This window comes from Micromonospora gifhornensis (assembly GCF_016863515.1).
GTDB lineage: Bacteria > Actinomycetota > Actinomycetes > Mycobacteriales > Micromonosporaceae > Micromonospora > Micromonospora gifhornensis.
Map to the genome: position 1 here is coordinate 20,733 of NZ_BOPA01000009.1, position 11,163 is coordinate 31,895.

10 protein-coding genes are annotated in these 11,163 nt (G+C 70.5%); 5 read left to right on the top strand and 5 right to left on the bottom strand.

What is annotated here, in order from left to right:
• Positions 1 to 4: 4 nt before the first annotated feature.
• Both Vgi01_RS04520 and Vgi01_RS04525 read left to right on the top strand, forming a co-directional pair.
• Positions 5 to 1,117: an ABC transporter ATP-binding protein gene (locus Vgi01_RS04520; protein ID WP_233197084.1), complete on the top strand. Its 1,113-nt coding sequence runs from the start codon at positions 5 to 7 to the stop codon at positions 1,115 to 1,117.
• Entirely contained in the window at positions 1,114 to 2,217 is a 1,104-nt protein-coding gene (locus tag Vgi01_RS04525; protein ID WP_102660776.1) for an ABC transporter ATP-binding protein, read from the top strand. The genes Vgi01_RS04520 and Vgi01_RS04525 overlap by 4 nt, the downstream gene beginning before the upstream one ends.
• Before the next feature lie 89 nt (positions 2,218 to 2,306).
• Here Vgi01_RS04525 and Vgi01_RS04530 read toward each other — a convergent pair whose 3' ends face one another.
• Together Vgi01_RS04530 and Vgi01_RS04535 are read right to left on the bottom strand one after the other, a co-directional pair.
• Complete coding sequence (locus tag Vgi01_RS04530; protein ID WP_102660775.1) at positions 2,307 to 2,750, bottom strand: hypothetical protein; 444 nt, start codon at positions 2,748 to 2,750, stop codon at positions 2,307 to 2,309.
• On the bottom strand, positions 2,732 to 3,394 hold the full coding sequence (locus Vgi01_RS04535; RefSeq protein WP_102660774.1) for an HNH endonuclease family protein: 663 nt from the start codon (positions 3,392 to 3,394) through the stop codon (positions 2,732 to 2,734). The genes Vgi01_RS04530 and Vgi01_RS04535 overlap by 19 nt, the downstream gene beginning before the upstream one ends.
• A gap of 108 nt (positions 3,395 to 3,502) precedes the next feature.
• Between Vgi01_RS04535 and Vgi01_RS04540 the strand changes: the two genes are divergently transcribed.
• The gene (locus Vgi01_RS04540) at positions 3,503 to 4,942 is read left to right on the top strand and encodes an MFS transporter (protein WP_204290243.1); all 1,440 of its coding nucleotides are present in this window, start codon (positions 3,503 to 3,505) and stop codon (positions 4,940 to 4,942) included.
• 30 nt (positions 4,943 to 4,972) lie between these two features.
• Here the strand turns inward: Vgi01_RS04540 and leuA are convergent, their stop codons facing one another.
• The 3 genes from leuA to Vgi01_RS04555 form a co-directional block, all read right to left on the bottom strand.
• Complete coding sequence (gene leuA, locus Vgi01_RS04545; RefSeq protein WP_102660772.1) at positions 4,973 to 6,745, bottom strand: 2-isopropylmalate synthase; 1,773 nt, start codon at positions 6,743 to 6,745, stop codon at positions 4,973 to 4,975.
• A 217-nt stretch (positions 6,746 to 6,962) separates the two neighbouring features.
• Complete coding sequence (locus Vgi01_RS04550) at positions 6,963 to 7,511, bottom strand: nitroreductase family protein (protein ID WP_102660771.1); 549 nt, start codon at positions 7,509 to 7,511, stop codon at positions 6,963 to 6,965.
• Between the two features lie 84 nt (positions 7,512 to 7,595).
• Positions 7,596 to 8,462, bottom strand: a complete 867-nt coding sequence (locus Vgi01_RS04555; RefSeq protein WP_239088798.1) for a hypothetical protein — start codon at positions 8,460 to 8,462, stop codon at positions 7,596 to 7,598.
• Positions 8,463 to 8,670: 208 nt separating this feature from the next.
• On the opposite strand from Vgi01_RS04555, the gene Vgi01_RS04560 reads away from it, so the two are divergent.
• Entirely contained in the window at positions 8,671 to 9,936 is a 1,266-nt protein-coding gene (locus Vgi01_RS04560; protein ID WP_204290244.1) for an aspartate kinase, read from the top strand.
• Between the two features lie 5 nt (positions 9,937 to 9,941).
• The gene (locus Vgi01_RS04565; RefSeq protein ID WP_102660770.1) at positions 9,942 to 11,003 is read left to right on the top strand and encodes an aspartate-semialdehyde dehydrogenase; all 1,062 of its coding nucleotides are present in this window, start codon (positions 9,942 to 9,944) and stop codon (positions 11,001 to 11,003) included.
• The last annotated feature ends 160 nt before the right edge of the window (positions 11,004 to 11,163 follow it).

Here is an 11,163-nt window from a genome sequence, read left to right on the forward strand (position 1 = left end):
AAAAATGGCACTACTTGAAGTGGAAGACCTCTCGGTCAGCTTCGCCCGGCGTGGTCAACGCACCGTACGCGCCGTCGACGGGGTTTCCTTCACGGTCGACACCGGTGAGGTGGTCGGCCTGGTCGGCGAGTCCGGCTGCGGCAAGTCGGTGACCTCGCTGGCCATCATGGGGCTGCTGCCCAAGCAACCCGGCTTGACGGTGGGCGGCAAGGCCGTCTTCGACGGCACCGACCTGCTGCAACTCGACGACCGGTCCCGGCGCGACATCCGGGGTCGGGACATCGCGATGATCTTCCAGGACCCGCTGTCGTCGCTGAACCCGGTCATCCCGATCGGCCTCCAGGTCACCGAGGTGCTGACCCGGCACCGCGGGATGAAGGGTGACGCGGCGGCGAAGGAAGCCGCCCAGTTGCTGGACCGGGTGGGCATCCCGGACCCGAAGCGGCGGCTGAAGGAATATCCCCACCAGCTCTCCGGTGGGATGCGCCAGCGGGCCCTGATCGCCATGGCGGTGGCCTGCCAGCCCCGCCTGCTGATCGCCGACGAGCCGACCACCGCCCTCGACGTCACCATCCAGGCGCAGATCCTGGAACTGCTCAAGGACCTGGTTCGCGACTCCGGCACCGCGCTGGTGATGATCACCCACGATCTCGGTGTGGTGGCCGGCATGTGCGACACGATCAACGTCCTGTACGGCGGACGGGTGGTGGAGACCGCCCGACGGCGTCCGCTGTTCCGCGAGCCGAGGCACCCGTACACCGTGGGGTTGCTCGGGTCGGTGCCGCGTCTGGACGCCGGACGTGGCGAGCGGCTCACCCCCATCCCGGGCTCGGTACGGGATCTGCTGCCCTGGGCGGAGGGTTGTGCCTTCGCCCCGCGCTGCACCCGACGGGTGGATGCGTGTGTGGGCCAGCCGCCGGAGCTGGTGTCGGCTCACGACGGCCGCAGCTACCGTTGCGTCAACCCGGCTCCGCCGGCGGGCGCGACCCCGGCAGCAGCACCCGTCGACCCGGCAGCACCCGTCGACCCGGCGGCATCCGTCGACCCGGCGGCATCCGGCGAGGCGACCTCGGCCGGTGGCCAGGTGCCGGCGCCGCGCGAGGAGGAGAAGCCATGACCGACAGCGACATCCTCGTCGAGGTACGGGACCTGAAGGTGCACTTCCCGATCAAGCGGGGAGTGCTGTTCGACCGTACGGTCGGCCACGTCAAGGCGGTCGACGGCGTCGACCTGCGCATCGCGCGGGGCAAGACCTACGGGCTGGTCGGTGAGTCGGGTTGCGGCAAGTCCACCCTCGGGCGGGCGCTGCTCCAGCTCAACCCGCCGACCGCCGGGCAGGTCAGCTTCGACGGTGTCGAGCTGACCACCCTCGCACCGAACAAGCTGCGCGCCATGCGCAAGCGGATGCAGATGATCTTCCAGGATCCGATGTCCAGCCTCGATCCCCGGCAGAACATCGAATCGATCCTGACCGAGGGCCTCCAGACGCACGGCATCGGCGGCAGTCGGGAGGAACGCCGGAAGATCATCTCGGAGACGCTGGACAAGGTCGGGCTGCCCCGCTGGGCGCTGTCCCGCTACCCGCACGAGTTCTCCGGCGGACAGCGGCAGCGCATCGGCATCGCCCGTGCCCTGGTGCTGGGGCCGGAGCTGATCGTCGCCGACGAGCCGGTCTCCGCGCTTGACGTGTCGATCCAGGCCCAGGTGGTCAACCTGCTCGACGAGCTGCAGGACAGCCTCGGCCTGACCTACCTGGTGATCGCGCACGACCTGGCGGTGGTCCGGCACATCTCCGACACAGTCGGCGTGATGTACCTGGGCGCACTTGTGGAGGAGGCGCCCGGTGACCGGCTCTACACCGAGCCGCTGCACCCGTACACCCGGGCGTTGATGTCGGCGGTGCCGGTGCCGGACCCCGACGTCGAGGACCGGCGCGAGCGCATCCTGCTCGCCGGTGACCTGCCCTCGCCGGCCAATCCGCCGGCGGGCTGCCGCTTCCACACCCGGTGCCCGTGGGCGCAGCCGACCCGCTGCGCGGACGAGCGTCCGGTGCTGCGGGAGATCGGCGAAAGCCGGGTCGCCTGCCACTTCGCGGAGCGGATCGCCAGCGGTGAACTGCGTCCGCACAAGGTGAGCGTGGAGATCGTCAGGCCGGCGGGTGAGGGCGAGGAGCCCGACACCGTCTCCGCCCCCAGCGAACCCGGCTCCTTCGTGTAAGGAAGGGCCCCTTCCTAACGCCTGGCGTATAGGAAGGGGCCCTTTTTAACGTCTGCGACGCTCGGGCGGGCTCAGCGCCCGGGGCAGGTTCAGCCCTCGGGGCGGTTCAGCAGGCCGACCGCGATGTCGTGCACCGCGTCCAGGCCGGCGGCGTCGTTCAGCGCAGCCTTGCCGCCGCTGACCACGTACCACTCGTCCGCTTCCTTGTACTGAACGTGCAGCGTGACCTGGCCGTCGGCGAATTCGGTGCGCAGGGTCAGCTCACCGGTGACCACGCCGACCTCGTCGGTCATCACCCCGCCCGGTCCGGGCACGATGTCCGTCGTGCGGCTCTGCGGGCCGCTCGCGCCCCCGGCGTCGGCGATCATGCCGGCACCCGGTACCTCGACCTCGCTCGCGGCGGCGCCGTCGGCGGTCATCCCGGCCGTGGTCGGGCCCGGACCGCCATCCGCCACCGCGTCTGCTGCGTCGGCGTCCTGCGTACGCTCGGACGTCGGGTCGTCGGCCGCTCCGGTTACGGCTTGCTCTCCCATGTGCAGCCCTCCAACATGTCGGTAAGTGCGGCCTTCTCGGCACTGGTCACCGTCAGCTGCCAGTGGTGCTTGACCGCCACCCAGTCGTGGGCGTATTGGCACCAATATGACTGGCTCGGCGGTTTCCACTGGGACGGATCCTGGTCACCCTTTGCCCGGTTGGAAGAGGCGGAAACCGCGAAAAGCTGCGGCCGGTCAAGATCGTTTGCGAAATCGCCCCGCTTGGTGTCGTCCCACTCGTCGGCTCCGGAACGCCAGGCGTTTGCCAGCGGAACCATGTGGTCGATGTCGACCTGCAGGGGATCGGTGAAGCTGCGGCCGTCGTACACGCTCTCCCACTGACCACCGACGACGTTGCAGCCCGAACGTTTGATGCCCTTGCCGTCGCGCTCCAGCACCGTGTCGCGGACGTCGCAGTTCTGGCCGGTCTTACGCCAGTGCGGGAAGCGCTTGCGGCTGTAGCCGCGCATCGGGTTGGCCTCGGCGACGGTCAACTCCGAGAGCATCTGGTTGGCGGTGCCACCGCCGCTGCTCGACGAGGCGTCCGGCACCTCGTCGAGCGGAACACACCCGGCTGCGCCGAGGGTCAGCGCCGCGACGAGCGCGAGCGCCCCCAGGGCGCGGGGTCCTGATCTGGTACGCACAGACGACACCTCTCCAGCTTGCGGGTATTCGCCGATCCCGCACAGTACCCGTACGGTGTTTTGGCGTTTCGTGGTGTCTGGCAGATGGCGCACGGCAGATTGGTAGGCATGGCTGAACCTGCACCCGCCCTACGGATGAGTACGGCAGCCGGCCGGGGCACCCTGGCTGCCGCCGTACTCGCCTCCGGCATGGCCTTTCTGGACACCACCGTGGTCAACGTGGCCCTGCCCAGGCTCGGCGCCGACCTCGACGCCTCGGTCTCCGGCCTACAGTGGACGGTCAACGGGTACCTGCTGACCCTGGCCGCGTTCGTCCTGCTCGGAGGCGCGCTCGGCGACCGCTTCGGCAGGCGACGGGTCTTCCTGCTCGGCGTCCTGTGGTTCACCGGCGCGTCGGTGCTCTGCGGTCTGGCCCTGCGGACCGACTGGCTGATCGCCGCCCGCCTGCTGCAAGGTGCCGGCGCGGCCCTGCTGACACCCGGTTCGCTGTCGTTGTTGCAGTCCAGCTTCCACCCCGACGAACGGGCGAAGGCGATCGGAGTCTGGTCGGGCCTGTCGGGGGTCTCCACGGCACTCGGCCCGCTCCTCGGCGGCTGGCTGATCGACGCCCTCTCCTGGCGGTGGATCTTCTTCCTGAACGTGCCGCTGGCGGTGCTCGTGGTGCTGGCCGCCCTGCGCTGGGTGCCGGAGAGTCGGGACGAGAGCACCTCGCGGACCCGTGGGACCGGCGAACGGGGCCGACGCTTCGACGTCGCCGGTGCGCTGCTGGGTGCGGTCGCGTTGGCCGGTGTCACGTATGCCCTGGTCGACGCGCCGGGTCGGGGCCTGCAATCGCCGCCGGTGGCCGGGGCGGCCGTGGTCGCGGTGCTCGCCGCGGTGGCGTTCGTGCTGGTGGAGCGGCGGCGCGGCGAGACGGCGATGCTGCCGACCGGGCTGTTCGGCAGCCAGCTGTTCTCGGTGCTGAACGTCTTCACCGTGCTGGTCTACGCCGCGCTCGGCGGGTTCACCTTCTTCATCGCGGTCTACCTGCAGAACGTGGTCGGCTGGTCGGCGTTCGTGACCGGGCTGGCGCTGGTGCCGATGACCCTGCTGCTGCTTGTCGGCTCACCGGTGGCGGGTGCGCTGTCGGCGAAGATCGGACCACGGCTGCTGCTGACCGTGGGGCCGGCGCTGGCCGCTGTCGGCCTGCTGCTGTTGCGCGAGGTCGGCCCGGGAGCGTCCTACTGGCGGCAGGTGCTGCCCGGGGTGGCGCTGTTCGGGCTCGGGCTGACCATGGTGGTGGCGCCGCTGACCGCGTCGGTCCTGGCCGCGGTCGCCGACCGGTTCGCCGGGGTGGCCAGCGGCTTCAACAACGCCGCGTCCCGGGTGGGCGGGCTGCTCGCGGTCGCCGCCCTGCCGCTGCTGGTCGGGCTCTCCGGCACCGGGTACGCGCAGCCGACCGAACTGACCGCCGCCTACCGAGGGGCTCTGCTCTGGTGTGCCGGGCTGCTGCTGGCCGGGGCGGCCATCGCCGCGGTGTTCGTGCACCGTCCACCCCGCGAGGGGTAGGGGAGGGCTCGGCGGCCCTCCCCCGGAACCTCAGCGGTGGGCGCGGTTGACGGCGCTGGTGACTGCCTTGATGGAGGCGGTGACGATGTTGGCGTCCATGCCGACGCCCCAGACCGTACGACCGTCGACCTCACACTCGACGTACGCCGCGGCCTGCGCGTCGCCGCCGGAGGAGAGCGCGTGCTCGTGGTAGTCGAGCACCCGTACCGCCACTCCGGTCGAGCCCAGCGCGTTGACGTACGCGTCGATCGGGCCGTTGCCGATCGCGGTCAGCGCCTGCGGCTTCCCGGCGACGTCGACCTGCGCGGTGATCTCGACCTTGCCGTCGGCGGTGCCGATGGCGTACTCGGTCAGGGTCACGCGCGGGTCGCTCTGGTGGTCGAGCAGGTACTGCGCGGCGAAGATCTGCCACATGGTCTCCGGGGCGACCTCGCCACCGTCGTGGTCGGTGACCTGCTGCACCACCCCGGAGAACTCGATCTGGAGCCGGCGGGGCAGGTCCAGTTGGTGCTCGGTCTTCATGATGTACGCGACGCCGCCCTTGCCGGACTGCGAGTTGACCCGGATGACCGCCTCGTAGCTGCGGCCCAGGTCCTTCGGGTCGATCGGCAGGTAGGGCACCGCCCAGGTGAACTCGTCGACAGGTACGCCGGCCGCCGCCGCGTCGGCGTTCAGCGCGGCGAAGCCCTTGTTGATGGCGTCCTGGTGGGAGCCGGAGAAGGCGGTGTAGACCAGGTCACCGGCGTACGGGTGCCGCTCGTGCACGGGCAGCTGGTTGCAGTACTCGACGGCCCGCTTGACCTCGTCGATGTCGGAGAAGTCGATCATCGGGTCGATGCCCTGCGAGAACAGGTTCAGGCCCAGCGTGACCAGGTCGACGTTGCCGGTGCGCTCGCCGTTGCCGAACAGGCAGCCCTCGATCCGGTCCGCCCCGGCCAGCAGGCCCAGCTCGGCGGCGGCGACCCCGGTGCCTCGGTCGTTGTGCGGGTGCAGGCTGAGCACCAGGCTGTCGCGGCGGGGCAGGTGCCGGTGCATCCACTCGATCGAGTCGGCGTACACGTTCGGCATGGCCATCTCGACGGTGGCCGGCAGGTTGATGATCAGCTTGTGGTCCGGCGTCGGGTCGATCACCTCGATGACCTTCGCGCAGACCTCCAGCGCGTACTCCAGCTCCGTGCCGGTGTACGACTCGGGCGAGTACTCGTAGTGGATGTCGGTGTCCGGGGTGTGGATCTCGGCGTACTTCTGGCAGAGCCGGGCGCCGGTGGTGGCGATGTCGGCGATGCCGTCGCGGTCCAGTCCGAACACCACCCGACGCTGAAGCGTGGAGGTGGAGTTGTAGAAGTGCACGATCGCCCGCCGCGCGCCACGCAGGGACTCGAAGGTCCGGTCGATCAGGTGCTCCCGGCACTGGGTCAGCACCTGGATCGTCACGTCCTCGGGGATCAGGTCCTGCTCGATCAGCTGGCGGACGAAGTCGTAGTCGGTCTGGCTGGCCGACGGGAAGCCGACCTCGATCTCCTTGTAGCCCATCTGGACCAGCAGTTGGAACATCCGGCGCTTGCGCTCCGGCGACATCGGGTCGATCAGGGCCTGGTTGCCGTCGCGCAGGTCGACCGCGCACCAGCGGGGGGCGGCCTCGACGTGCCGGGTGGGCCAGGTGCGGTCGGGCAGATCGATCCGGAACTGCTGCCGGTACGGCTCATAACGGCGGTACGGCATCCCGCTGGGACGCTGGCGGGCGATGGGATCGATGTCGGTGATGCTGGCTTGGTGAGCCATGGCGAAAGTCTCCTGGGTCATGTGACGTCAGCAGTGGCTGTCGGCAGCGGTGCCGAGAGGGAAGGTCCGGGACAGTGCTGGCGGCGCGGTTCGACTCCGCGACGAGGTGCCGGCCGTCAGGCCTCGTCGCGGCGACCAAGGAGAAGGCTCGCCTGCCACATGACAGAGTCACCCTACGTGATGGGGGTGATAGTGGGAAGGTGGGTCCGCGATATGAGACGCAATTCGCATCTGTCGGTCACCGAAGCGCATCGTCGCAGGTCAGGACCATTTCGCCGAGCGGGCGGCGGTGGCGCAGACCCGTCTCGTGGGGCACCAGGTCGGCCGGCAGGCTCAGCGGATCGCCCAACTTCCCGACCGCGACCACCACGTACGGTCGCAGGTCGTCGGCCAGGTCGAGGTCGGTCGCCAGGCCCGCCCGATCCAGGTCGGTGAGTTGGCGGACGTACAGGCCGAGCGCGGTCGCCTGCACGGTGAGGTGGGCCACCGCCTGACCCAGGTCGTACGCGGCCATGGGGTGTCCGGTGCGGGGGTGCGCGACGAGCAGCAGCAGGCTGGCCCGTCCGGCCCAGCGCTGCTCGCCGGGCGGCAGGTTGACCAGGATTCGTTTGAAGGTGTCGTCGTCGCGGTGACCGACCGCGAACCGCCACGGCTGCCCGTTGTCGACCGAGGGTGCCCAGCGGGCCGCCTCCAGCAACGTCGCCGCCTCGGCTCGGGTCAGTTCGGCGTACGGATCGAAGGCCCGGGGGCTCCACCGGAACGCCAGTAACGGGGTGAGGTCGGTCATGCGACCAGTGTCCCCTATGGGGGATTTGATCACTTTGGTCCGGGCGGGTGGATGTGGGGAAAAGCACCCGTAACGGATATGCCGTCAGGGCGTTCCGGTGCCGGTCGGGTCGCCGTCCGCCGTCGTCGGTGCGTCCGCCGCTGGCGGTGCTTCCGCCGTCGAGGGTGTGTCGGTGGGCGCGGCCAGGCCCAGCGGCTCACCCTCCACCACCGGCCCGGCCAACTGCACCGAGGCCGGGGCCGGCTCCGGCGTCGCGGCCAGCGTCAGGGTGCCGAACGCCGCGCGTACCGCGGTGAGGGTGCCGTCGGCGTCGAAGCAGTAGATCCCCACGTCCAGCGGCGGATTGATCGACGCCGCGGTGGTCTCCACGGAGTAGCAGGAGCCGCTGGCCCCGGCGGGTGCCATGGCCGGTGAGACGGACAGCGGAGCGCGCCGGTCGGTCAGCACGTCCAGCCAGTCCGTGAACGGGTGCTGCACCCGGGGGTCGAGCCGGCGTGGCAGGGTGTCGTCCCGCTCGCCCAGGCGTACGCAACTGGCCGGCTCCGGTCGGGTCGGCGTGGGCAGCGCGCACTGGAACAGCCCGTCGGTCGTGGCCGCGAGCGAGATGTCGGCCGTGCCGCCGAGCGCACCGCCGGGCACGTCCACCCGCCAACTGCCGTCGTTCGCGCTGGTGACCAGGATCAACCGGTCCGCCTCGCCGTCGACCCGCAGCGCGTAGCGGGCGACCAGGTGCCGATCCTGGGCGGCGGCGGCGTGCGCGGCCAACTCGTCGCGGGCGGCGTCCATCCCCACCGGGCGAGGCGCCGAGGTCGGCGGCGGCGGATCTGCGGGCGGATCGGTCGAGCAGCCGGCGAGCAGCACGGACAGGGCAAACACGAACGGGGCGACCCGGTGGGCGTACACCCGGTCATTCTCGGCGTTGAGGGCGTCGCGCGGACACCCCCCGGGCATGCTCCCGTTTCCGGCGTGTCGCGCGCCACGTCGCCCGCGTAGCCGGGCCGGATCGTGGGATCACCTGACCCGGCGGTCAGAGCAGACCGATACGCTGGCATCGACCGACCCGCGCCGCCGGCCACCGGTGCCGGCGGCGTCGGCACGCTCAGCCTGAGTGCCGCCCGGCAGCGGCACGCTCAGGGCAACCGGGAGGGAGTGCGCCGTCGTGGCACTCGTGGTGCAGAAGTACGGCGGATCCTCCGTCGCGAACGCCGAGCGGATCAAGCGGGTGGCCGAGCGGATCGTCGCCGCCCGTAAGGCCGGCGACGACGTGGTGGTCGTGGTCTCCGCGATGGGTGACACCACCGACGAGCTGCTCGACCTGGCCAACCAGGTCAGTCCGCTGCCGCCCGGTCGCGAGCTGGACATGCTGCTCACCGCCGGTGAGCGGATCTCCATGGCGCTGCTCGCCATGGCCATCCACAACCTGGGCTACGAGGCCCGCTCGTTCACCGGTTCGCAGGCTGGCGTGATCACCACCTCGGTGCACGGTCGGGCGCGGATCATCGACGTCACTCCGGGGCGGCTCAAGGGCGCGCTCGACGAGGGTGCCGTGGTGATCGTCGCGGGCTTCCAGGGCGTCTCCCAGGACACCAAGGACGTCACCACGCTGGGGCGGGGCGGTTCGGACACCACTGCGGTGGCGTTGGCCGCCGCGCTGAGCGCCGACGTCTGTGAGATCTACACCGACGTGGACGGCGTCTTCACCGCCGACCCGCGGATCGTGCCGAACGCCCGGCACATCAAGCAGATCACCTACGAGGAGATGCTGGAGCTGGCCGCCTGCGGCGCCAAGGTCCTGCACCTGCGCAGCGTGGAGTACGCCCGCCGGGCGGGGCTGCCGATCCACGTCCGTTCGTCATACTCGACAAACACCGGCACGATGGTCACCGGATCGATAGAGGAGCTTCCAGTGGAGCAGGCACTGATCACCGGAGTGGCTCACGACCGCAGCGAAGCCAAGATCACGATCGTCGGGGTGCCCGACGAGCCGGGCGCTGCGGCGCGGATCTTCGACACCGCGGCGAGCGCCGAGATCAACATCGACATGATCGTGCAGAACGTCTCCACCGAGGGCACCGGTCGCACGGACATCTCCTTCACCCTGCCCAAGGCCGACGGCCCCACCGCGATGGCCGCGCTGAGCAAGATCCAGGAGTCGGTCAACTTCAAGGGCCTGCTCTACGACGACCACGTCGGCAAGGTCTCCCTGATCGGTGCCGGGATGCGCTCGCACCCCGGTGTCGCCGCCGGCTTCTTCGCCGCGCTGGGCCAGGCCGGCGTCAACATCGAGATGATCTCCACGTCGGAGATCCGGGTCTCCGTGGTCTGCCGGGACACCGACCTGGACGCTGCGGTCCGCGCCATCCACGAGGCCTTCGACCTCGGCGGCGACACCGAAGCCGTGGTGTACGCGGGGACGGGACGGTAGGGCGGGTGGCCGGGCTGCCCACCCTGGCCGTGGTCGGGGCGACGGGAGCCGTCGGCACGGTCCTGTGTGAGCTGCTCACCGGGCGTCGCAACGTCTGGGGCGAGATCCGCCTGCTGGCCTCGGAACGGTCGGCCGGGCGCAAGGTGCGCTGCCGGGGCGAGGACCTCACCGTCCAGGCGCTGACCGAGGAGGCGCTCGACGGCGTCGACGTCGCGATGTTCGACGTACCGGACGAGGTCGCCGCACACTGGGCGCCCATCGCCGTACGCCGGGGCGCGGTCGTGGTGGACAACTCCGGTGCCTTCCGGATGGACCCGCACGTCCCGTTGGTCGTGCCGGAGATCAATCCCGAGCAACTGCGGGACCGGCCGCGGGGCATCGTCGCCAACGGCAACTGCACCACCCTTGCGATGATCATCGCGGTCGCGCCGCTGCACCGCGAGTACGGACTTCGTGAGCTGGTGCTTGCCTCGTACCAGGCGGTTTCCGGGGCCGGTCAGGCCGGTGCGGACACCCTGCACGACCAGTTGACCAAGGTGGCCGGCGACCGTGCGCTGGGCTCCCGCGCCGGCGACGTACGGCAGGCGGTCGGCGACGACCTCGGTCCCTTCCCCGCGCCGTTGGCCCTCAACGTGGTGCCGTGGACCGGCCTGCTGGCCGACGAGGGCTGGTCGTCCGAGGAGATGAAGCTGCGCGACGAGTCGCGCAAGATCCTCGGCCTGCCCGACCTGAAGGTCTCCGCCACCTGCGTACGAGTGCCGGTGGTGACCGGCCACTCGGTGGCGGTGCACGCGGTCTTCGCCACGGAGATCGACACCGACGGTGCCCGCGAGGTGCTGCGCAACGCGCCCGGCGTGATCGTGGTCGACGACCCGGCGGCCGGCGAGTTCCCCATGCCGATCGACGCCGTCGGCACCGACCCGTCCTGGGTCGGCCGGATCCGTCGCGCCCTCGACGACCCCCGCGCCCTCGACTTCTTCGTGACCGGCGACAACCTCCGCAAGGGCGCCGCCCTCAACACCACCCAAATCGCCGAACTCATAGCCAAAGACCTAACCCACCCCTAACCCCCCAGTCTGCGTCGATCTTGCACTTTTGGTCCCCTCAGATCGGGGCAAAAGTGGCACAACGGCGACGGGAAGCGCATGATCGCTGGGGCTGGGGCTGGGGCTGGGGCTGGGGCTGGGGCTGGGGCTGGGGCTGGGGCTGGGGCTGGGGCTGGGGCTG